A 21582-nucleotide genomic window follows, 5' to 3' on the forward strand; every position below is an offset into this window, starting at 1 on the left:
CGCCCACATTTCAGGTGCATGGCAAAGATCGAAATCTACACCAAGGCTTTCTGCCCCTATTGCACCCGTGCGATGCGCCTGCTCGACAGCAAGGGCGTCGCGGTCGAGGAATTCGACATCACCATGGGCGGGCCGAAGCGTGCGGAAATGGTACAGCGCGCCGGCGGACGCAGCACTGTGCCGCAGATCTTCATCGATGGACAGCATGTCGGCGGATCGGACGATCTTGCCGCGCTCGAGCGTGAGGGCAAGCTCGATCCGCTGCTCGCAGCATGAGGATCGCGCTGCTTCAGATGACGACGGGGATCGACCCCGCCGCCAATGCGCGCACCCTTACCGGAGCGATCGCCGAAGCCGCGAAGGGCGGCGCGGCGATGCTGTTCACCCCGGAGATGTCGGGCCTGCTCGACAGCAATCGCGCGCGGGCGGCTGCGTCGCTTCACGCGGAAGCTGACGATCCCGTGCTGGCGGCGGTGCGCGAAGCGGCACAGGAGCAGGGCATCTGGGTCCATCTCGGCTCGCTCGCGGTGCGCGGGGATGACGGCAAGCTCGCCAACCGCGCTTATGTGATCGATCCCGAGGGCGTCATCCGCGCACGCTACGACAAGCTGCACCTGTTCGATGTCGATCTGCCGACGGGCGAGAGCTGGCGTGAATCGGCATCCTATACGCCGGGCCGCGGCGCGGTGGTGGTCGATACGCCGGTGGGGCAGCTCGGCCTCGCCATCTGCTACGATATGCGCTTTCCCGACCTGTTTCGCGCGCTGAGCGATGCCGGGGCGACCGTGCTGGCGGTGCCGGCGGCCTTCACGCGGCCGACCGGCGCGGCGCACTGGCACATCCTGTTGCGCGCGCGGGCGATCGAGGCAGCTGCGTTTGTCGTCGCGGCGGCACAGACCGGCGTCCACGAGGACGGGCGGGCGACCTATGGTCATTCGCTGGTGATCGATCCCTGGGGCGAAGTGTTGCTCGACATGGGTGAGGCCGCCGGGATCGGCTTTGCCGAGATCGATCCGGCGCGGACCGCCGACGTGCGCGCGCGCATCCCGGTGTTGGCGCATCGTCGCGCAATCCCGGAGGTCGAGACGGCGTCATGATCGTGTTCGACCTGCGCTGTGCGAACGACCATGTGTTCGAGGCGTGGTTCGGATCGAGCGACGCGTTCGAGGAGCAGCGTGGGCGCGGCCTGTTGTCCTGCCCGATCTGCAGCGACGGCGATATCGGCAAGGCAGTAATGGCGCCCAACATCCCGGCCAAGGGCAACCGCCAGAGCGCGCCGCCAGCCGACGCACCGACGCCGGCCGTGATGAAGGCGGCGATCCGTGCCCTGGCCGAGGCGCAGGCGAGGGCGCTCGAAAAGTCGGAATGGGTCGGGAGCGCCTTTGCGGACCGCGCCCGTGCCATGCATCTGGGCGAAACCGATCAGGCGCCGATCCATGGCCAGGCGACGCTGGGCGAGGCCAGGGCCCTGGCCGAAGAGGGCGTGCCGATCGCGCCCCTTCCATTCCCTGTTCCGCCGCCCGAGGCAATCAACTGACGGCCTTACCCGCTCCGCCGCGCGACGGAGCGGGTGCCCGATCTCAATAGTTGAGATTGAAGCCGATCAGATTGCCCATCCAGGCCACCCATACAATGCCGATCAGCGCAGCGGCGACGATCACGCTCCGCACCCGGGCAGTCCAGCCCCGTCCGGTGGCGAACGTCGTCCCCGCATTCCACACGCCGATCACCGCGCCCGCCAATGGAATGATGGCCGCGATCTGGAGCGCCCTGATCCAGCCGTCCAATCCGGCGTTGTAGACCTCCACCCGGCTCTGCAGGATCGGCGCGAGGATCATGTACCAGCCCCCGAGATAGGCGAGGTCGCCGACCGCCGAGAGGCGAGTCAGAAACTGCAGCCTGGCCGCACGTCCGGTCACGACGGCCCGCCCCGGATAGGTACGGCGCAACCCGGCGGCGACCGGCCAGAGCAACGCCGTTGCCAGCAGCACGAGGACCGACAGGCCGCCGACCAGCATGTTGAGCGTCGAGTTGCGTACGGCGGGGACGGCCTGCATCACGGAAATGGGGTTGGCGCTATCGACGATGGTTCGGCGGCCGCCCGTCTCGGTGACGAGCAATTGTCTTGGGCCGTCCACCTCTCGCCAGAGGTTGGGTGCGATCTCGCGGAACTTCTTGTCCTCGATCGACGAGACACTGATCGTGCCGTCCTCATTCGCCGTGATCGCGTCCTGCTGAATCAGGTAGAACAGACTGATGAAGCCCGTTTCAACGCGTCGTGAGCCTTCGTAGTGGCCCGCGATCGCTTCGGCATGGTCCGCAGCGTTGGCGATCGCCGCCGGGGTCACGGCGGGCGGTGCCGGGAAATAGCGATCCATGAACAGATCGAACAGCCGCTGGCGCGCGCCGTAGGCGGCGTCATTCTCGCCGCGGCTGTTAAAGCTGACGAAGAAACCGACTCCCTGTTCGGGCAGCAGGTTCATGTCCGTGTGGAACACGATCGTATCGCCGCCATGACCGACGACAAGCCTGCCATTGCGACGTTCGTTGAAGAAGCCGTGCGCCATGGCCGCAAAGCCGGGCTGAGGCTGGATCACCGGACGTCGAGTCAGGCCCGCCGTTTCGGGACGCAGGATCTGCCCGTTCCCGAAGCGCCCGTCCTGCAAAAGCGCGATCATGAAATTCGCCATATCGCCGCCAGTCGTGCTGGCGCTGCCTGCCGGCGCCGTTTCGACCAGTTCGAAGGGCCCGGGTGCCATGTTGCTCTGGTGATACCCCTTGGACATCGACGCGGCGAGGGCGCGGGGCAGGGGCTGGACGAAAGTCGTCCGGGGCATCTGCAGCGGAGTCAGGATGTGATGTTCGACATAAGCGGCGAACGGCTCGCCGGACACGCGTTCCACGATATAGCCGGCGAGCGCCGCGCCATAGTTGGAATAGGCCGGCACCGCACCAGCCGGGAACAGCTGAGGGCGCTGATTCTCCTTCAGATAGGCTTCGGTCGTCTTGAGCCGGGCCGGATCGGTCGCGAGGAGATCCTTCAGGCCCTCCTCGAATCCGGCGCGGTGCGTCATCAGGTCGTTCATCGTGATCGGCCGGCCACTCTTCGGCGTGATCCGGAAATCGAGATAACGGTTGATATCGGCGTTCAGATCGATCTTGCCCGCCTCGACCAGTTGCAGCACCGCGGTCCAGGTGAACAGCTTCGAGGTCGATCCGATGCGCATCAGCGTGCGATCGACATCCATCGTCTTCTTGGCGGCGACGTCGGCATAGCCATAGCCCTTCTTGACGAGGACCTGGCCATCCTTGACCACGACGACCTGCGCGCCGGCTATCTTTCCCTGCAGCAGCGCGGCCGGGAGATTGCCGTCGAGCCAGGCGCCGAGATCGGCGGCCGTGAGCGCGGGCGTTCCGGGCGTGGGGACGGCCGCGACGGGCGGCACGACTGCCGGTGCCGGTGCGGGCCCCACCGGCTGTTGCGGTTGCGAACCCGCCGGTGCCACCGCCAGCATGCAGGCGAGCAGAGCGATCAAACCTGTCTTCCTGGTCATCATCTATCCCTTCGAAAGCCTCGATATGATGCGCACCGGCTGCGCTCTATTTCGTCGTTTGAGTCGGTTCGAACGCCAGATCCCGATAGTCGAAACTGAAATCGGCGATCGGAGACACGGGTGCGGCAGTGATCCGCGATACACGGCCCTCGGCATCGAGTGCGAAAGTCAGGTACGCCGCTTCGAGTGCCGGATCGTCGAACCGCGCGATGAACGTGTCATACTGGTAATGCTCGAGACGCCCCTTCATCCGCGGCGTCGGCGTGTAGTCGACGGTCAGGCCCCGTCCGTCAGTGCCGACGGCCAGCACTCCATACCAGGGGTCGACATATTGGCCCGCATAGCGGTCGAGCGGCAGCGACGGACCGATCTTTGCCGGCGCCGTCGTTTTGGCCGCAACCGCCGCCTCGGCCGCGGCGATCCGCTGCTTGCGGTACACGCCGAACCGAGCGGGCCAGTCCTGCTTCGGCCGCCCGAGATAGTGATCGAGCAATTCGTACATCAGCCCATGGCGCGGCTCGGCCTCTTCGCTGTTGAGCTCGATCGAGAAGCCGACCTGTTTTTCCGGGATCAGCACCACGACCGAGGTCGATCCATAGACCCCGCCGGCATGCCAGACGATCTTCGCACCGTGATAGTCGCGGACTTCCCAGCCCAACGCGTAGGACTGGAAGGTCGGTTGCGTGCCCGAGACCGGCTCGGGAAGGGTGGCGATCGGAATCGGCGTTACGGGCGCCCACATCTCCCTGGCCTGGGCCTCGCTGAACAGCCGTCCGCCGCCGGGCACTGCACCCTGCGCCAGCTGGATCTGAAGCCAGCGCGCCATGTCATTGGCGCTGGCCGCAACGAGGCCGGCGGGCCCCGATGCCTGGGGCAGGTGATCGCGCTCGTCGAGCATCCGCATCTCGCCCGTCCCGCGCACGGCACCGCCATAGCGAGCGTGCGACTGGGAACGGTTGGCGACGGTGAAGATGCGCGTGAACTCATCCTCGGCATGAGTCATGCCGCCCGGTTTGAACACGTGCTCGCGGAGATAGTCCTCCCAGCTCTGGCCGCTGACTGCCTCGATCAGCTGGCCGGCGACGATGTAGAGCACATTGTCATAGGCATAGCCGCTGCGGAAGCTCGTGGCCGGTTTCACGTAGCGCAGGCGCCTGACGATCTCGGCGCGCGAATAGCTGCCGCGCGGAATGTAGAGCAGGTCGCCCGCGCCGAGCCCGAGGCCGCTGCGATGCACCAGCAGATCGCGCACCGTCATTTCGCGCGTGACCCAGCTATCGTACATCTGGAAGCCGGGCAGATGATCGATCACCTTGTCGTCCCAGCCGAGCTTGCCGGCATCGACGAGCGTGGCAAGCGCCGTCGCGGTCATGGCCTTGGCGGTCGATCCGATCGTGAAGATCGTGTCGGCATCGACCTTCTGCGGAGCGCCGAGTTTGCGCACGCCATAGCCTTTGGCGAGCACGACCTTGCCGTTTTCGACGATCGCCACGGCCATGCCCGGCGTGCCCGATGCCTTGCGCAGCGCCTCGACCCGCGCGTCGAAACCGGCGGGAAGCTCGGCGGCCGCCGGTGCGGCAAGCAGCGCCAGGGGCAGGGCGAAAGCTGATAACCTGTTCATAGGGCCTCCGGCTGGGTGGCCGTGCCCGTGAAGTGTCGATAGGCGACAATCAGCAGCAACGGCAGGACATAGATGGCGATCAGGATCCAGGCGAGCGCGCGGTAACCCGACGCGATCAGGGTCACGAGGCCGATGCGCTCGGCGAGCAGCATGCAGGGGACCAGCAGCGCCATCGCCGCGAGCGCACGGACGGCGGGCGACAGGACCAGCCTGCGGCCGCCGGAATGCAGGATGCGTTCGTTGACCGCGTGAACCGCGCCGGTCCCGCTTTCGAGCAGGGCGCCGAGGATCATGATCTGGAAGACGATGTGGAAGACGGGATGGCCAAGCCGGCTCAGGATATAATCCGACGGGAGCACTGCGTTCGCGATATCGGGCAGGAATGCCGTCATGCTGACGAAGAACAGCAGCGCCGGCAGCATGGCGAGCGGTGCTGCGATCAGGCCGGCGGCCACCGCATCCCGACCAGAGCGGAAATGCCGCGTGACGGGCAGCACCACGACCGCACCGACGATGTTGTAACCGGCATAGGTGAGGCCACCCAGAGCCCAGCTACCCTGCGGCGGTGGCGACATGGCGAACGCCGTGGCGATCCGCTCGCCGACGCCGCTCAGCGCCAGCAGCAGGAATATGGCGTAGGTGCCGTACAGCAGCGCCGACACCCACAGGAAGACGCGCTCCACGCCGGTATTGCCGAAGGCGACGCAGGCGGCGATGCCGATCATCAATGCGAGGGTCCCGGCGATCGGCGGCGCCCCGAAGGTGGCCGCCGCGATTTCGCCTGCCGCCGCGCCGAATACCGCCAGGATCAGGATGAGGAAGATCGCATAGGCGATCTCGAATATGATCCACCCGCGCCCGAGCAGCGCCTTGAAGAAGGTGCGATAATCCTGTGCCTGGGTTGCGTGCGCGAAGGCGAAAGTCGCCGCGGCCACGATCGCCCAGATGATCGTGGCGAGCAGCATCGCGAGCAGCCCGCCCCAGGGGCCTGCCGGCAGGAAGAATTCGGCGATCTCCCGCCCCGTCGCATAGCCGCCGCCGATCACCACGGCCTTGAAGGCGAGGCCGGGCAGGACGAACCGGCGGAAGCGATCGATCGTCGCGGGGCTCAAACCCGGCATGCGTCGAGCAGGCGTTCGAACGCGGGGCCTCCCCGGATCGGATCCGCGGCCGGCAGATCGAGCTGGGCGCTCGTCGAAGCGATCGCCCGCTCCGCTGCGTCCTGTTCCATCCCCGCGGTATTGAGGCTGATGCCGGCACAGCGGATCGCGGGATTGGTCAGCCGCCCCAGCATCAGCGTCTGTTCGATGACGGCTTCGATCGGGGGCACGCCATAGCCCGGCGCGCCCAGCATGATCTCGCGGCCCGGCTGATGGCAGACGATAAACAGATCGGGCTGGCTGCCGTGCAGCAGCGCCAGCGACACAGCGGCGTAGGACGGATGGAACAGCGATCCCTGGCCTTCGATCACGTCGAGATGGTCGGCCGCGGCGTCGGGGCTCAACAGTTCGGCGGCGCCTGCGGCGAAATCGGCGATCACCGCGTCGATCGCGATACCCTCGCCGGCGATCATGATCCCCGTCTGGCCGCTTGCGCGGAAGGTCGCATCGACGCCGCGCGCTGTCAGGCCGCGGGCAATGGCGAGCGCGGTATATTTCTTGCCGAGCGCGCAATCGGTGCCCACCGTCAGCAGGCGCCGCCCGGTGCGCTTGCGCCCGTTTCCGACCGGGAGATCGGCCGGCGGCACGCGCAGATCGATCAGGCGCCGCCCGCGCCGTGCGGCGAGTTCGCGCAACGGCGCGATGTCCGCCAGCTGCACATGCATGCCGGCAACCAGGTCGAGGCCCGCCTCCAGTGCGGCGAGCAGGGCGGGTATCCATGACGGAGGGATCAGCCCGCCGGGATTCGCCACCCCTACCACCATCGCGCGAGCGCCCCGGGCAGCCGCCTCCGCTGGCGTCATGCGCGGCAGCCCGGTCGTGACCGAGGCTGCCGGCAGGGCATATTCGCCCAGGCAGCGCTCCCCAGCCCAGTCGCGCAGCCCGAACGCCGTCTTGGCGAATCCCGGTTCGACCGTGTCGCCCAGGAACAGGAGATAAGGCGCGGGGAGGGCATGGATTCCGCCCTCCCGCGCTGAACGCTCCAGTGACAAAAGCTCTGTCACCTTAGAAGCCTGCGCCCAAGGTTATCCCGATCGTGCGCGGACGGATCACGCCCGCGTCCGCGAGGCCGAGCGGCACATTGCCGTTATAGTCGAGCGATGTCTTGCCATCGCTGTTGGTCAGATTTTTCGCGTAGATCTCGAGCGAGTAGGGGCCTTTGGTGACGCCGGCACGAAGATCGACCACTTCATAGCCGCGCATCGACGGCTGCCGGCCGTTGGCATCGCGCAGCCCGCGATTGAACGTCGCGGGCTGGCTCGACAGCGACCGGATCGATGCCCCGACATAGGCCTCCGTGGTGCCCCCCAGCGCCCATTGATAATCGACATTGGCGGCGACGCTGTACGGCGGCGTATAGGGCAGCTTGTCTCCGGCGAGGCCGCCCACTTCGGGCGGCGTATCGTCGCGCAGCTTCGCATCGGTATAAGCGCCGTTGAGCGACGCCGTCAGCCCGGGTGTTGGCTTGAGCGTGGCGGTGAACTCGAAGCCCTGACTGCGTGCCCTTTTGCCGTTGAAATTGAGGTTGTACAAACCGATCGAGCCGAACACCTGGATATTTTTCCAATCCACGCGGAATGCGGCGGCATCGATCGAGAAAGTGCGGTCGGCCGTTTGCGCCTTCACCCCGACTTCGTAGCTGATCACACTATCCGACCTGAACGTGCGAAGCTCGGGCGGCGCGCCGGGGGTGAGCGAATTCGGCCCGCCGGGACGGAAGCCCTTGGCGACACGGGCATAGGTCGACACATTGTCGCTGATCTTGAATTGGGGCGCGACCGAATAGGTAAACACGCCTTCCTTCGATCGTGCGGTCGGCAGCGTCAACGGCCCACCCGCCAGGGCGCCATCGGCGGACTGGTCCACGCGCTGTCGGTTGTGGCTGTAGCGGCCACCGACCGTCACGTCGAAGCGGCTGCCGAGGTGCAGGGTGCCGTTGGCGAACCCGGCGATTTCCTCGTATCGCGAGTTGAGTTGCGCGATGCCGAGCAGGGGCAGGCCGGCGATCGGCGTTACCGTACCCGGCGTGGAGGCGACGAAGGTCTGATCGATCAGACCTTTTTCATGCGTGTAGAAGCCACCGACCAGCCATTCGAAGACATCGCTCTTGCCCGATTCCAGCCGTACTTCCTGCGTGAAGCGATCGACTTTGGTCGTTTGGTCCTGGAAGAAATTGTTCGGCACGCCGAACACTCCCTCGACCAGGGCGCCGTAAATCGGGGTGTAATCGGAACGGAAATTCTGCCGCAGCGTGCTGTAGCTGGTGGCGGAGACGAGGCTGGCAAAGCCGAAATCGTAATCCAGGATCCCGCTATAGACACGGTACCGGATGTCGCTGAATTCCGGCACGAACTGCGATTGGGTAAGCGTGCCATAGGCGGTGATCCCGGTCATCGGATCGGCGTCGACACTGTCGCTCGCCTTCACATCCAGGTTTTGCAGATAGGCGCTCAACTGGATCGAGAAGTCATCGACCGGCTTGAACAGGACCGAAGCGCGGCCGCCATAGCTTTTCGACTGGTTGATCTCCTTGGCGACGTCCGATCCGTCGGTGCCGACCGAATCAATGAACCCGCCAAGATTGCGATAGAAGCCCGATGCGCGCACGGCCAGTTTATCGCCGAGCGGCACGTTGAGAACCGCGCTGCCCATATAGGATTCTCCGCCGCCTTCCGTGGCCTCGACGCTGGCGCGGCCGCGCGCTTCGATCCTGGTCGTGTCGGGCTTGTTGGTGACGAACTTCAGGATGCCGCCCAGCGCGTTCGCGCCGTACAACGTGCCCTGCGGCCCGCGCAGCACTTCGATCCGCGCGATGTCGAACGTGTCGAAATCGCCTGCCAGGATCGCGCCGTTGACCAGTCCGGTCGACGAGCCGAAGATCGTTTCGTCCTGATACACGGCGACGGTGGAAGCGACGCCACCGGTGTTGACGCCGCGCAATACCAGCCTTCCGAAGCCGGGAGTGGACTGATTGAGCTGCAGGCCAGGGACGAGCTTGAGATAATCCTTGAAATTGGTCGCCTGCTGCCGCTCCAGCGCCGCGCCCGAGACGACGCTGACCGATTGCGGCACGTCGATCAGCAGCTGCTCGCGCTTCTGCGCGGTCACGATGATGTCATCCGGATTCTCGGTGCCCGTGGAGGCGCGCTTCGTATCGGGCGACGTCTGCGCCATCGCTGCGCTGACCGGCGCCAGGATGGCAACCATGGTGGAAACGGACAAAAATAACCGCGCTTTTCTCATTTTAGCCATCCCTGAGCGAATATCTATTATTTCAGGAGTATTTGTCCTGAATAGAAAACTGTCAACCCAATTCGGCGCGTCGACGCACGCCACGCTCGAACCGGTCGATTAGCCACAACAGGCCGGCGGCGACGGCGGCGAGCGCCGCCAGGATGGCGAAGAAGTCGGCATGCCGGGTCTGGCTCCACAAAGTCCCGACCAGCCCCGCCGCGAGGCTGCCGGCGAAGCTCGCGAGGAACCACGCGGCGACAGTGGTCGATCCGAGCCCACGCGGTGCGAGCCTGGCGAACAGACCCAGCCCGGTGGGGAGGATGTGGAGCTCGCCCAGCGTGAGCAGGAGGAAGAACAGGACCAGCCACAGCCAGTGGGCGGTCCCGCCTGCCGCCGCGAGCGCCGTGAGCAGCAGATAGGCGAGGGCCACGATCGCCGCGCCCACCGCCATCCGGCGTGCCGGCCGATCTTCCCCGCCGCGTGCCGCACGACGGCGCCACATTGCCAGCAAGGGCGGCGTCATCACCATCACCAGCAACGGGTTGAGCGACTGGAACCAGGTCATCGGGATGACCGCCGTGCCGGCATGCCGATCGACGCCGGCATCGGCCCAGAGCGGCAGGGTGTTGCCGACCTGTTCATAGGCGCCGCGGAACACGGTGACCGAGAGGGCGATCGCGGCTAGCAGGAGCAGCGTATCCCGCGGAAAGCTTCCCCGCGGCGTCGCCTGTTGCTGCTGAACCGGCGGCGCTTTCGCCTGTGCCGGGAGATAGCGCTGGCCCCAGATATAGACGCAGAGCCCGGTCAGCATCCCAATGCCGGCAAGGCCGAAGCCCCAATGCCAGCCATAAAGTTCCCCTACCGTGCCGCACACCAGCGGGGCAAGGAAGCCGCCGATATTCACCCCGACATAATAGACATTGTACGCCCATCCGACGCGCGGATCGCCCGGTTCGTACAGGTCGTCGATCTGGCTCGGCAGGCTCGGCAGGAACAGGCCGTTGCCAAGCGCAATGGTCGCGAGTGCCGGATAGAAAAGCGGCTCGAACGCCATCATGAAGTGGCCGGCGGCCATCACCAGGCCGCCGGTGATGATCGCCCGTCGCTTGCCCAGCCAGCGATCCGCGATCACCCCGCCGATGATCGGCGTGAAATAGGCGCAGGCCGTATAGGCGCCGTATACGACCGAAGCCGAAACCTGCGCCATCATCAGCTGCTTGGTCATGTAATAGACCAGTAGCGCGCGCATGCCGTAGTAGGAAAACTGTTCCCACATGTTCGTGAGGAACAGGATGGTCAGGCCGCGCGGCTGGCCGAACCAGGTACGCTGATCGGTCATGCCGGAACGGGCTCTCCCGCGCCCCACACTTCAGGCCCGGCGTAGAGCATGCCGTCAGTATAGCTGACCGCGGGGCTGCGATCCCGCGAGAGGAAGGTCGGCCCGTCGAGATCGACCAAGTCGGCCGATTGCCCGAGGATGAAACCCGGCGCGGTCGCGAGGCTGGTGCCGATCATCGTGCCGACCATCACGCCGAGCCCGAGCCGGCGTGCCTCGGCCGCCATCAGCAATCCCTCGGTAAGGCCGCCGCACTTGTCCAGCTTGATATTGACGACGTCGAACCGCCCGACGGCACCGGGCACGTCCGCCAGCGACAACAGGCTCTCGTCGCCCGCCAGCGGGATCGCCGAATGGAAACCCTCCAGTTCGGCCTCGCAGCCGCGCGCCAGCGGCTGTTCGAGCAGGGAAACCCGGTGTTCGACCAGCCCCGCGACGAGCGCTTCGAGATCGCCGCGTACGAAGCCCTGATTGCCATCGACCCCAAGCCATACGTCGGGCCGTGCCGCGCGGATCGCCGCGACCCGCGAGAGATCGAGGTCGACGGCGCCGGTCAGCTTGACCTTGATCGACTTCGCACCGGCATAGCCGATCGCCGTGGCCGCCATCGCCTCGGGCGTGTCGGCGCTCACCGTGAAAGTGGTGACGATCGGGCGGGGCGGGGCGTCCAGCCCGGCAAGCGCCCACACCGGCCGACCGGCGCGGGCCGCCTCCAGTTCCCACAAGGCAGCGTCGATCGCGTTGCGCGCTCCGCCGGGGGGAAGGACCCCGCGCAATTCCTCGCGGGTCAGGCCCGCCTCGACGGCATCGCGCGCGACCTCGACCGCCGCGCGCATATTGGCCAGGTCGTCGCCGAGATAATAGGCGCCCGCCGCCTCCCCGCGGCCGCGTTGGACACCGTCATCGAGCGAGACGACGAGGACGTCGGCGGTTTCGAACACATAGCCCGCGATGCGGAACGGCTGGGCCAGTTTCAGCGTGTCGGTGACGACGCTCAGCGAGAGGCGCGCCATCAGTAATTCACCGTCATCGCGAGCAGGCTGTAGGCCGAGGCGGTGTAGAGGACGATCAGCCCAGCGAGGAGGATGAGCAGGCTCCACAGCTTGCGGGTCCAGCGGCGTCCGTCGCGCCAGGTCAGCCATGCATTCCAGGCGGCAATACCGACCATGCCGACAAAGACGATCGCGCCGCAGATCTGGAGGAACCACAGCAGAGTGTCGGCGCCGGCCGTCAACATGCTGATATCGCCGAACAGCATCGTGATCGCCGCCATCCAGCCGCCCAGCACCGCCAGCACCAGCAGCGCCATGATGCGCGTCGCGCGATAGGCCTTGAACGCCCGACCCGTCACGCCGATGGGCGCGGCATAGCGTCGGCGGATGAGCCAGCTCACCGGCCAGTAGAGGACGGTCAGCAGCAGCACCAAGATGCTCGCATAGAGCGCCGGGAGCAGCCATGCGGCCGATCGGATGGCCGGTACGCGATCATAGACCATGAAGGGCGAGATCAGATCGAAGCTCCACCGGACGACCTTGCCGTCGACCACCTGCGCGGCGAGCCGATCATGCCCGGTACGATCGCGCCACACGAACGGCGCGATCTCGTCCCATTTCTGCACGGCACCGCCCGGGCCCTTGAGCGCCGGCACCATCAGCTCACCCTTGTCGTCGAGCGTGATTTCCGTCTGGCCGACGAGATTGAGGATGTTGATGAAGTTCGACACCGAGCGGCGGCTGACCTCCCAATGGCCAACCATCATCCGCGCATGCTCAGCGGCGGTCTTCGCATCGACCCGGCCGTCGCGCTCGGTCGACGGGAAATAGCGGTCGGCGAAATCCTGGAACAACTGCCCGCGCACGACATGCGCCGCGCCCTCGCGCCCGGCGCTGTTGAACGACACGTAGAAGCCGACATGGTCGGCCAGGAAAAGATGCAGCGAGGTGTGGAAACTATCGGTATCGCCGAGATGGGCGATCACTTTGCGCCCGTTGATGTTGGTTTCGAAGAAGCCGAGCTCCATCCGGTTGAGCGGCGGGATCAGCGACTTAGGATTCACCCGATCGAGCGGGTTGTCGTGCATCAGCGCCGTGGTTTCCGGCTTGAGAATGCCTTTTCCATTGTCGAGATGCGCGATCATGAAGCGCGCCATGTCGAGGCCCGAAGCCGACAGCGAGCCGGCCGGCGCCGGGCCGACGAACTCGAAGCCCTTGGGGGGCAGGGAAGCGCGGTCGTAACCGGTCGCCATCAGCGGCTGCAGCGCCTTGGGCAGCGGCTGGCGGAAGCTCGCGGTGCGCATGCCGAGCGGCGCGAACACGCGCTGCTCGACATAATCGTCGAACGGCATGTGCGACACGCGCTGGACGACATAGCCCGCCAGCGCGGTTGCCCAATTCGAGTAATCCGGCGTGGTCCCGGCATCGAAGATCCGCGTGGGCACCCAGCGCTTGAGATAGACTTCGAGCGAGGTGTTGTTGCCCGGATCGTAGAAGATGATGTTCTTGAGCACTTCCTCGAAGCCGCCGGTATGAGTCATGATCTGACGCATGGTGACGGGCTGGCCGTTGCGCGGCGGAATCTTGAAATCGATATAGGTATTGATGTCGCGGTCGAGATCGATCTTGCCCGCTTCCACCTGCTGCATCACCGCCGTCCAGGTGACGAGCTTCGACGTCGATCCAGGCCGGAACAGCGTCTTCGCCGGATCGACCGGGCGACGCTTGGCGATATCCGCATAGCCATAGCCGCGCGCCGCGATCACTTGGCCATCCTTGACCACCGTGACGACCGCGCCCGCGATATCGCCGTTGTGCAGGGCGTAGGGCAGATAGCCGTCGAGCCATGTTTCGACATCGGCGCCTGTCAGCTGGCGAGCGCCGGGCGTCGACGGCTGCGACGCAGTGGGGAGTGGGGCGACGATCGGGGCGGGGGATGCCGGCCCCGGCACGGCAGGATATTGAGCAGTCGCTACACTGCCTATCAGCGCCGCCGCGATCGCGGCCAGCCTTGCCAAACGCATCGACTTTCTCCCCTTACCCATTGCGGAGCCATTCCGGTTTCGATACCATCGTTGGGTTGCTCCAATTGGGACGGTTTTATCCTGATTGGAAATTTCGTCAATGGCTGAGAAAGGTCTTCCTTGTCGACTCCTTCGCCGACGCTTGGCGTCCTGTTACGTGGCCTGCGCGCGCGGGAGGGATGGACGCTCAAGGAGATGAGCGCGAAAACCGGGATTCCGGTGTCGACGCTGTCCAAGATCGAGCATGATCGCCTGACCCTGACGTACGACAAGCTGCAGCAGTTGGGGCAGCGGCTCGGGCTGAGAATGTCCGAATTGTTCGCGGAAACCGACGAGGAAACGGCCCAGCCGGTCACGGCGCGCCGCAGCCTGGGCGATGTCGCGCGATCGGTTCGCGTCGAGACGCCGAATTATGATTATTATTATCTCTGCACCGAGCTGCGCCGCAAACGTATGATTCCGGTGATCACCAAGATCCGGGCGCGGTCGGCGCAACAGTTCGGCGATCTCGTCCGGCACAGCGGCGAAGAGTTTCTCTATGTGCTGAGTGGCAAGGTCGTCGTCCACACGGAATTCTACGATTCGGTCACCTTGGAGCCTGGTCAGGCCCTCTATATCGACTCGAGCATGGGCCACGCCTATCTCGCGGCGGAGGATTGCGATGAAGCGGAGGTGCTGGCGGTGATGTCGAGTGCGGAGGAGGAACTGATGGAATCGCTGCTCACTATCCACGAGGAACAGCGCCAGGGCGCCACCGCGGCGAATGATGGCGGTGCTGCACCAAGCGCTGATCGTCGCGTCAGGAAAGGGCGTTGAAGCGCTTCCTCCTGCTGCTGTCCGCAGCAGCCACGATTGCCACCCCGGCGCTGGCCCAGGATTACCAGGCGCGTGTCGCCCGCGTCCTGCGGACAACGCCGCTGATCGACGGGCATAATGACTGGCCTGAGGCGCTGCGCGAACGCGAGGGCGATGCGCGGTGGACGAAGGATCTGAACGATCTGTCGCAAAACCCCGTCCGCTACAACACTGACATAGCGCGGTTGCGCAAAGGCCTGGTCGGCGCGCAGTTCTGGTCGGTCTGGGTGGCGCCCGATCTGCCCGGCAAGGAGCAGGTCGAACAGACGCTCGAGCAGATCGATCTCGTGAAGTCGATCGCTGCGCGCTATCCGCAGACCTTCATGATGGTGCGGACGGCCGACGATATCGTTCGTGCCCATGCCTCCGGCCGGATCGGATGCCTGATCGGCGTCGAGGGCGGGGGGCAGATCGACGGCAATCTCTCGGTGCTGCGCAGCTATGCTGCGCTGGGCGCCGGCTATCTGACGCTCACGCATTCGCGCACCATCGAATGGGCGGATTCGGCGACCGACAATCCCAAGCATGGCGGCTTGACGGAGTTCGGGCGGTCAGTCGTGCGCGAGCTCAACCGGCTCGGCATGCTCGTCGATCTCAGCCATGTCAGCGAGGCGACGATGCGCGACGCGCTCACCGTGACCAGGGCGCCCGTCATGTTCTCGCATTCGAGCGCACGGGCGATCGACGACCATCCGCGCAATGTTTCCGACGCGATGCTCAAGCTGGTCAAGGCGAATGGCGGCGTCGTGATGGTGAATTATGCACCAGCCTATGTTTCCGACGCCTATCGCCGCTGGTCGGCGGATTCGGTGGCGGAGAAGAGTCGGCTGAACTCGCCGCCTTTCAATGGCCTCGACATTGGGCAACCGGAAAAGGCCGAGGCCGATTATGCCGCCTGGCTCAAGGCGCATCCGGCGCCGCGGGTGACCTTGTCCGAGGTGGCGGATCACATCGTGCACATCGCCCAGGTGGCTGGTGTGGATCATGTCGGGCTCGGGTCCGACTTCGACGGGGTCGGAGAGACGCTCCCGGACGGCCTCCAGGACGTCGCGACCTACCCGGCGCTGCTCGCCGAGCTGATGCGCCGAGGGTGGAGCGACGCGGATATCGCCAAGCTCGCCGGCGGCAATGTGCTGAGGGTGATGCGGGCGGCGGAGCGGGTCAAGGACGCTGCTCCGCGCTGAACCGTGGCGCCCCTATGGGCGCCGGGGTTTTTCCTTGACCACCAAATCCGAACACGCCAGAGATGCGAAAGCCGCGGATTTCCGCGGTTTTTGACGGGTGCCCCCGTAGCTCAGCAGGATAGAGCGACGGTTTCCTAAACCGCAGGCCGGTGGTTCGAGTCCACTCGGGGGCACCAGCACCGCTTGCGCGGCCAGTGCTCGCCCGAGTGTCCCGTGGGTCGCTTACGCCTTTACGTGCGCAGCGATGTACTTGTTCATTTCGAACATCGTGCACGACTTGCGGCCGAACACCTTCTCAAGCTTTGCATCCGCCAGAATCTCGCGCTTGTTGGCGGGGTTCTGCAGGTTGTTCGCCTTGATGTATTCCCACACCTTGCTGATCACCTGGCTGCGCGGCAGCCGGTCGTTGCCGACGATCGCGCCCAGCTCTGGGGACGGCTGCACCGGTGCATGGATGCCGCCGGTCTTGGGAGCTGCCGTGGGTGTCTTCGCCATAAATTGTCCTTCCTGATGTGTCGTTCATGTCGACATCGGTTTCACGCCTGCTTCAGCGTGCGCCGCTTGTGCGCCGCCTTTTCGGGATTGTCACTCCTTACAATGCCATCGGTGCCCCGAGAGGGGACGGCTGGAGCGGTTTTGCGACGGGAGTGCGACCATTGCGGCTTCCTCCTTGATCAGAAGGTCTTGCGCAACGTCGCGCCATAGGTGCGCGGCTGGTTGGGATAGCCGCTATAGCTGCCGTCCTGCGCGACGGTGGGGAAAGTGGAGATGAGGGAATCGTCCTTGTTCAGGTTGCGGACCCAGAACATCAGCTCGAGCTGCGCGCCGCGGCTGGTGATGCCGAAGCTGGCGTTGACCTGCTGCGAGCCATAGGTCGACAGCTCCGGCGGGGTCGTCTCGGTCAGCTGGAAGTCGCTCATATAGTTGAACTCGCCGCGCAGATAGGCGCCGATGCCGCTGTCGAATTCATGCGACAGCGTGGCCGCGGTCGAGAAGCTCCACTTCGGAATGCCCGCCGGCCGCTCACCCGACAAGTCGCGGAAGGACGGTCGCAGGCCCGTCGTCGGATTGACCGGGCAACGCACCGTATCATAGGCCACGCAGGCCGCGCCGGTGAAGGAATCATATTTCGGATCGAGATAGGTGACCGCGCCGGTCAGCGAGAGGGCGTTGAACGGGCGATAGGCGGCGTCGGCCTCGAACCCGCGAACCGATTCTTTGCCGGCATTGACCAGGCTGTAGCCGAGGCCGGTAAAGGCGTTGGACTGGAAGCCCTTGATCTCCTGCTTGAACACCGCGAGGTTGAAGAAGCCGCCGCGGAACTTGGCTTTCAGGCCGGCTTCATAGACCGTCACTTCCTCCGGCGCGGCCGATCGGCCGACGCCGTTGAGCGGCGGGCGGCTGTCCGACGACAGGTTGATCGCGCTTGCCTTCCAGCCGGTCGAATAGCTGGCATAGACGTTCACGAAATCCAGGTCGTACGCGATGCGCGCCGCATAGGTGAGCTTGTCACCCTTGATGATGCCCGATTCATTGGCGTTGGGATAATTCACCGGGCCGTGCACCGGTGAATTGGCGTAGAAGAACTGGAGTGCGTTGAGCGCGAAGGGGTTCGTTCTCGCCGCAGACGCCGGGCACGGTGTCGAGCCCGGCCCAGGCAGCGAAGCCCCGAGGCTTGCGCCGAACAAGTTCACCGGGAGCGTGGCGCCGAGAGTATAGCCCTTCTGCTGAAGGCAGCCCAGCAGCCCCGCAAACGTCGGGTTCATCGCCGCTTGGGCCGTGGGAATGAAGCCAAGCCCGGCGATATTCTCAAGATTCAGCGCCGAGAATTTATCGTTGAGCACGACGTTCGACACCGCTTTCTTGCGATCGTTCATATAGGCGAGGCCGCCAGTCAGGGTCAGGCGATCGGTGACCTTGAAATCAACCTGGCCGAACAGCGAGTAGGAGCGCTGTTTCAGCCGATAATTGTCGGCGATGCCCTGGCCGGGCATGAAATAGGTGCTGCCGGGGACGACGCCGGGCGTGCCGACGGCCGCCTGCAGCGTTTCAAGCCCTGTGATCAGCCCCTGGGAGAGGGCGTTGACGAACGCCCGTGCATCCTTGCCGAAGCGGATGTCGCGGCCGGTGTCGAGCTTTTCGTCCTGGTAGTAGCCGCCGACCAGCCAGCTCAGCGGACCATCCCCGGTCGAGGTCAGGCGGAGTTCCTGGCTGAAGGTCTTGGCTTCGTTCGCCGTCCGGTTGTTGGCGATGTCCGCACCGGTGAAATCGACGTCCTGATCGGACTGGTTGATCTGGTTGCGATAGGCGGTGATCGAGGTCAGCTTGGCGATGCCGACATTCCAGTCGACCTGCCCGGAAATGCCCATGCCGCGCACGCGGTTAGAGGGGTCGGTGTTGAAAATGACGTCCCGGTCGAAAATCCGGGTGGTGTCGGAGACGGGGAAGCCGAGGGCCTTGATGGCCTGGGTCGCCGGTCCGTTGTAAATCGAGGTGACGCCGCAGCACACTTCCTTGATCAGATTATAGTCGGCGATCACGCGGACCGAGAAGTCGGACGATGGCTCGAACAGCACGTCGCCGCGGACCGACCAGCGATGCCGATTGTTGACGTCGTTGCCGGTCGTCAAATTCGTGAAATAGCCGTCACGCTCGTTGAGGCTGCCCGACACCCGGAAGGCGAGCGTATCGCTGAGCGGGCCGGTGATGGTCGCCTTGGTCTGCATCAGGCTGTAATTGCCGATGCTGATCTCGGCCTTGCCGCCCCAGTCGAACGCCGGGCGCTTGGTGACGATGCTGATCGCGCCGGCCGACACGTTCTTGCCGAACAGGGTCGATTGCGGACCGCGCAGCACCTCGACACGCTCGATCTCGGGCAGATCGTCAAGCGCAGAGGCCGAGCGCGACCGGTACACGCCGTCGATGAAGACGCCGACCGAGCTTTCGATGCCGTCATTGCCATTGCCGTTGCCGAAGCCGCGGATGATGAAGTTGGTCTGGCCCGCGGCGTTGAACTGCGCGACCTTGAGCGAGGGCACGACCGACTGGAGATCGATCAGATCGCGGATCTGCGCCTTTTCGATCGTCTCGACACCCGTGACCGACACGGAGATCGGCACGTCCTGCAACGTCTGTTCGCGCTTGGTCGCGGTGACGATAATGTCGTCGCTATCGGTCAGGACCTGCTCGTCCTGCGGGGCCGCGGGAGCCGGCGTGGTCTGCGCCAGGGCTGGCGTTGCGGACAACAGTGCGATAGCCGACGCCGCGAGCAGTTCGAATTTCTTCATGATGACATCCCCTCTGGCCGGCCCGCCGGTCTGTTGCCGCCTGAGCCCTGTTCGTATTTTTGGTATGCGAAGTCTGCGTCCATGGGAATCAACCGTCAATGGGGAATGAAGGAAAGCGGCGGGCTTACAGAGTAGTTGCCCAAATGAAACAGTTTCGAAATAGAACTGAAATCGCCAAGAGCATGGTTGCCGTAACGGCAAGTTCGAACAAGGCCTAGAGAAATGAGTATGGAACATCGGCCCGCTGGACCGGAAAATGGTGACCTCGTCGCTGCAACACCCAAGATTCCTGTGCCCGACGAAGTAGCCGAGGCCGTGCGGACTCTGATTCGCTGGTCGGGCGACGATCCCGGTCGGGAGGGTCTGCTGGACACGCCGCAGCGCGTGGCGCGCGCGTGGAAGGAATATTGCTCGGGCTATGGCGACGATCCCGCGCATCATCTGTCGCGCGTGTTCGAGGAAGTCGGCGGCTATGACGAGATCGTCCTGCTGAAGGATATCCCGTTCCAGTCGCATTGCGAACATCACATGGCCCCGATCATCGGCAAGGCACATATCGCCTATCTGCCGGGCAATTATGTCGTCGGCATCTCCAAGCTGGCGCGCGTGCTGCACGCCTTCGCCCGGCGCCTGCAAGTGCAGGAGCGGCTGACCGCCGAGGTGGCCGATTGCATCTGGGAGAATCTCAAGCCGGATGGCGTCGCGGTGGTGATCGAGGCGAGCCACGCCTGCATGACAGCGCGCGGCGTGCGTACGCCCGGCGTGTCGATGGTGACGAGCCGGATGATGGGCGTGTTCCGCGAGGACGACCGCAGCCGCAAGGAAGTGCTCGCCTTGATGGGCTATTGAACGACCATGCGCGGAACTGACCGCACGGTGCTGGTCACGGGCGCGGCGCGGCGCATCGGCGCGGTGATCGCGCGGCATCTCGCCGGGCTCGGCTGGCGGGTCGCGGTGCATCACCATCACTCGCCCGAGCATGCGGAAGCCCTTGCGGCCGAATTGCCCGGGGCCTGCGTGCTGACCGGCGACCTGGCCCGGCCGGAGACGGCGGCGCAGCTGGTGGCGCAGGCGCGCGCAGCCTTTGGCTGCCCGCTGGCCGCGTTGGTCAACAATGCCTCGCTGTTCGCCTATGACCGGCCGCCGCTGACCGACGCGGCACTGCTGCGCGAGCATCTGGCGGTCAATGTGGAGGGGCCGGTGCTGCTCGCCTCTGCCCTCGCGGCGCAGGACGATCTGGCGACAGGGACGGTGGTCAACATCCTCGACCAGAAGGTGGCCAATCTGAACCCCGACTTTTTCTCCTACAGCTGCGGCAAGATCGCGCTGGCCGGGGCGACGCCGATGCTCGCCCAGGCGCTGGGGCCGCGCATCCGGGTCAACGCCGTCTCGCCCGGCCTCTCCCTGCCGAGCCTCGACCAGAGCGAGGCCGAATTCGGCGCGGTGGCGAACGAGAATCTGCTGCGGCGTCCGGTCGAGGTGACGGCCATTGCCGAGGCGGTCGCTTTCCTGCTGACGGCGCATGGCATCGCCGGGCAGAATATCTTCGTGGACAATGGCCAGCATTTTCTGCCGCGCGACGGCGACGTGATGTTCGAGACCCGAAAGGGGCAGCACGGGCAGGGGGTGGCGCATGGCTGAGCGCGTACGATTCACGACGATCCTGGAGGGGCTCGAACTCGTCATGGGGCTAGGCGTGCACGCCGAGGAGCTGGCCGGGCCGCAGCGCGTGATCGTGAGCGTACGGATGGACGTCGATTATCCCGCGCCGCCGTCCGATGACCGGATCGAGCAAGTGCTCGATTATGATTTCGTGCGGGACGGCATCCGCGCGCTGGCGGCGGGGCGGCATTTCCACCTGCAGGAGAGCCTGTGCGAGGCGGTTGCGGCGCTGTGCCTCGCCGATGCGCGGGTGGCGCGGGTGACGGTGCGATCGCTGAAGCCCGATATTTATCCGGATGCTGCGGTCGGGTGCGAGATCGTGCGGGAACGGCCGCAGTAACCGGCGCGAATAGCTGTTGGGAGTCGTCGCGCTTTGCGGAAATTCGCCAAGTAACCGCCGATTTATGTCACCCGCTTGCGAGAGGCGCGTTTTGAAGCTTTTCTTGGCGCTTGTCGAACCGTTGTCGAATAGCGCCATTCCTGCACTGAGGGGTTTCTGTACGATAGCGAGCCGGTGCCGAAGATCGTATTGATACTCCATTGTCATTTTACTTCCCGACTTATGTCAATGGCATGTCCATTAGTGCCGTATTTCTTGACGCCGCCGTTCATGGCCTGAACCTCCGATCCAACCCGCAGGCGGGGCTCGTGCGAGTTGAGCAGGGAACTGCAA

18 protein-coding genes and 1 tRNA gene are annotated in these 21582 nt (G+C 65.1%); 9 read left to right on the forward strand and 10 right to left on the reverse strand.

Translation table 11 applies throughout. The features are described 5' to 3' along the window. The first annotated feature begins 18 nt into the window (after window positions 1-18). The 3 genes from grxC to U1769_RS10175 are packed head-to-tail and all read left to right on the forward strand — an operon-like array spanning window position 19 to window position 1537. A complete protein-coding gene (gene grxC / locus U1769_RS10165; protein WP_332715309.1) occupies window positions 19-276 on the forward strand; it encodes a glutaredoxin 3 in 258 nt (85 codons plus the stop codon). Next, window positions 273-1097, forward strand: coding sequence for a carbon-nitrogen hydrolase family protein (locus U1769_RS10170; protein ID WP_332715311.1), 825 nt, complete (start codon window positions 273-275; stop codon window positions 1095-1097). Before grxC ends, U1769_RS10170 begins: the two co-directional genes overlap by 4 nt. After that, window positions 1094-1537, forward strand: a complete 444-nt coding sequence (locus U1769_RS10175) for a DUF1178 family protein (RefSeq protein ID WP_332715313.1) — start codon at window positions 1094-1096, stop codon at window positions 1535-1537. Before U1769_RS10170 ends, U1769_RS10175 begins: the two co-directional genes overlap by 4 nt. 43 nt (window positions 1538-1580) lie before the next feature. On the opposite strand, the gene U1769_RS10180 is transcribed toward U1769_RS10175, so the two are convergent. The 8 genes from U1769_RS10180 to U1769_RS10215 all read right to left on the reverse strand — a co-directional run bounded on the left by U1769_RS10180 (window position 1581) and on the right by U1769_RS10215 (window position 13921). Further along, window positions 1581-3554 (reverse strand): serine hydrolase domain-containing protein, encoded by a 1974-nt coding sequence (locus U1769_RS10180; RefSeq protein WP_332715314.1) that lies wholly within the window; start codon window positions 3552-3554, stop codon window positions 1581-1583. A 46-nt stretch (window positions 3555-3600) separates the two neighbouring features. Further along, the gene (locus U1769_RS10185) at window positions 3601-5175 is read right to left on the reverse strand and encodes a serine hydrolase (RefSeq protein WP_332715318.1); all 1575 of its coding nucleotides are present in this window, start codon (window positions 5173-5175) and stop codon (window positions 3601-3603) included. Then, window positions 5172-6296: a YkvI family membrane protein gene (locus tag U1769_RS10190; RefSeq protein WP_332715320.1), complete on the reverse strand. Its 1125-nt coding sequence runs from the start codon at window positions 6294-6296 to the stop codon at window positions 5172-5174. Before U1769_RS10190 ends, U1769_RS10185 begins: the two co-directional genes overlap by 4 nt. After that, window positions 6284-7339: an N-acetyltransferase DgcN family protein gene (locus tag U1769_RS10195; RefSeq protein WP_332715321.1), complete on the reverse strand. Its 1056-nt coding sequence runs from the start codon at window positions 7337-7339 to the stop codon at window positions 6284-6286. The genes U1769_RS10190 and U1769_RS10195 overlap by 13 nt, the downstream gene beginning before the upstream one ends. Before the next feature lies 1 nt (window position 7340). Continuing rightward, complete coding sequence (locus tag U1769_RS10200; RefSeq protein WP_332715323.1) at window positions 7341-9542, reverse strand: TonB-dependent receptor; 2202 nt, start codon at window positions 9540-9542, stop codon at window positions 7341-7343. Between the two features lie 97 nt (window positions 9543-9639). Beyond that, window positions 9640-10908 carry a peptide MFS transporter gene (locus U1769_RS10205; RefSeq protein WP_332715325.1) on the reverse strand — a complete coding sequence of 423 codons (1269 nt, stop codon included), beginning with the start codon at window positions 10906-10908 and terminating at the stop codon, window positions 9640-9642. Continuing rightward, window positions 10905-11918 carry a dipeptide epimerase gene (locus tag U1769_RS10210; protein WP_332715327.1) on the reverse strand — a complete coding sequence of 338 codons (1014 nt, stop codon included), beginning with the start codon at window positions 11916-11918 and terminating at the stop codon, window positions 10905-10907. The genes U1769_RS10205 and U1769_RS10210 overlap by 4 nt, the downstream gene beginning before the upstream one ends. Further along, window positions 11918-13921 (reverse strand): serine hydrolase domain-containing protein, encoded by a 2004-nt coding sequence (locus tag U1769_RS10215; RefSeq protein ID WP_332715330.1) that lies wholly within the window; start codon window positions 13919-13921, stop codon window positions 11918-11920. Before U1769_RS10215 ends, U1769_RS10210 begins: the two co-directional genes overlap by 1 nt. 120 nt (window positions 13922-14041) lie before the next feature. Here U1769_RS10215 and U1769_RS10220 point away from each other — a divergent pair, with 120 nt between their 5' ends. The 3 genes from U1769_RS10220 to U1769_RS10230 all read left to right on the forward strand — a co-directional run bounded on the left by U1769_RS10220 (window position 14042) and on the right by U1769_RS10230 (window position 16136). Next, on the forward strand, window positions 14042-14737 hold the full coding sequence (locus U1769_RS10220; RefSeq protein WP_332715332.1) for a helix-turn-helix domain-containing protein: 696 nt from the start codon (window positions 14042-14044) through the stop codon (window positions 14735-14737). Further along, entirely contained in the window at window positions 14734-15960 is a 1227-nt protein-coding gene (locus U1769_RS10225; RefSeq protein ID WP_443030322.1) for a dipeptidase, read from the forward strand. Before U1769_RS10220 ends, U1769_RS10225 begins: the two co-directional genes overlap by 4 nt. Window positions 15961-16059: 99 nt before the next feature. Further along, window positions 16060-16136, forward strand: a tRNA-Arg gene (locus U1769_RS10230). Window positions 16137-16182: 46 nt separating this feature from the next. Here the strand turns inward: U1769_RS10230 and U1769_RS10235 are convergent. Next, a complete protein-coding gene (locus tag U1769_RS10235; protein WP_332715335.1) occupies window positions 16183-16455 on the reverse strand; it encodes an SWIB/MDM2 domain-containing protein in 273 nt (90 codons plus the stop codon). A 179-nt stretch (window positions 16456-16634) separates the two neighbouring features. Then, window positions 16635-19247, reverse strand: coding sequence for a TonB-dependent receptor (locus U1769_RS10240; protein WP_332715337.1), 2613 nt, complete (start codon window positions 19245-19247; stop codon window positions 16635-16637). A 228-nt stretch (window positions 19248-19475) separates the two neighbouring features. Between U1769_RS10240 and folE the strand changes: the two genes are divergently transcribed. The 3 genes from folE to U1769_RS10255 are packed head-to-tail and all read left to right on the forward strand — an operon-like array spanning window position 19476 to window position 21249. After that, window positions 19476-20096, forward strand: a complete 621-nt coding sequence (gene folE, locus U1769_RS10245) for a GTP cyclohydrolase I FolE (protein ID WP_332715339.1) — start codon at window positions 19476-19478, stop codon at window positions 20094-20096. A 6-nt stretch (window positions 20097-20102) separates the two neighbouring features. Further along, the gene (locus U1769_RS10250) at window positions 20103-20888 is read left to right on the forward strand and encodes an SDR family oxidoreductase (RefSeq protein ID WP_332715341.1); all 786 of its coding nucleotides are present in this window, start codon (window positions 20103-20105) and stop codon (window positions 20886-20888) included. Beyond that, entirely contained in the window at window positions 20881-21249 is a 369-nt protein-coding gene (locus U1769_RS10255) for a dihydroneopterin aldolase (protein ID WP_332715344.1), read from the forward strand. Before U1769_RS10250 ends, U1769_RS10255 begins: the two co-directional genes overlap by 8 nt. The last annotated feature ends 333 nt before the right edge of the window (window positions 21250-21582 follow it).

This window comes from Parasphingomonas zepuensis (assembly GCF_036663735.1).
In the GTDB taxonomy this organism is placed as follows: domain Bacteria; phylum Pseudomonadota; class Alphaproteobacteria; order Sphingomonadales; family Sphingomonadaceae; genus Sphingomonas.

What these genes read in the sequence shown, in the direction of transcription:
- U1769_RS10255 (WP_332715344.1), top strand. Translation starts at nt 20,881, where the DNA reads ATGGCTGAGCGCGTACGATTCACGACGATCCTGGAGGGGCTCGAACTC.
- U1769_RS10205 (WP_332715325.1), bottom strand. Translation starts at nt 10,908, where the DNA reads ATGACCGATCAGCGTACCTGGTTCGGCCAGCCGCGCGGCCTGACCATC.
- U1769_RS10215 (WP_332715330.1), bottom strand. Translation starts at nt 13,921, where the DNA reads ATGCGTTTGGCAAGGCTGGCCGCGATCGCGGCGGCGCTGATAGGCAGT.
- U1769_RS10175 (WP_332715313.1), top strand. Translation starts at nt 1,094, where the DNA reads ATGATCGTGTTCGACCTGCGCTGTGCGAACGACCATGTGTTCGAGGCG.
- grxC (WP_332715309.1), top strand. Translation starts at nt 19, where the DNA reads ATGGCAAAGATCGAAATCTACACCAAGGCTTTCTGCCCCTATTGCACC.
- U1769_RS10240 (WP_332715337.1), bottom strand. Translation starts at nt 19,247, where the DNA reads ATGAAGAAATTCGAACTGCTCGCGGCGTCGGCTATCGCACTGTTGTCC.
- U1769_RS10180 (WP_332715314.1), bottom strand. Translation starts at nt 3,554, where the DNA reads ATGACCAGGAAGACAGGTTTGATCGCTCTGCTCGCCTGCATGCTGGCG.
- U1769_RS10170 (WP_332715311.1), top strand. Translation starts at nt 273, where the DNA reads ATGAGGATCGCGCTGCTTCAGATGACGACGGGGATCGACCCCGCCGCC.
- U1769_RS10210 (WP_332715327.1), bottom strand. Translation starts at nt 11,918, where the DNA reads ATGGCGCGCCTCTCGCTGAGCGTCGTCACCGACACGCTGAAACTGGCC.
- folE (WP_332715339.1), top strand. Translation starts at nt 19,476, where the DNA reads ATGGAACATCGGCCCGCTGGACCGGAAAATGGTGACCTCGTCGCTGCA.
- U1769_RS10250 (WP_332715341.1), top strand. Translation starts at nt 20,103, where the DNA reads ATGCGCGGAACTGACCGCACGGTGCTGGTCACGGGCGCGGCGCGGCGC.
- U1769_RS10185 (WP_332715318.1), bottom strand. Translation starts at nt 5,175, where the DNA reads ATGAACAGGTTATCAGCTTTCGCCCTGCCCCTGGCGCTGCTTGCCGCA.
- U1769_RS10190 (WP_332715320.1), bottom strand. Translation starts at nt 6,296, where the DNA reads ATGCCGGGTTTGAGCCCCGCGACGATCGATCGCTTCCGCCGGTTCGTC.
- U1769_RS10200 (WP_332715323.1), bottom strand. Translation starts at nt 9,542, where the DNA reads ATGGTTGCCATCCTGGCGCCGGTCAGCGCAGCGATGGCGCAGACGTCG.
- U1769_RS10235 (WP_332715335.1), bottom strand. Translation starts at nt 16,455, where the DNA reads ATGGCGAAGACACCCACGGCAGCTCCCAAGACCGGCGGCATCCATGCA.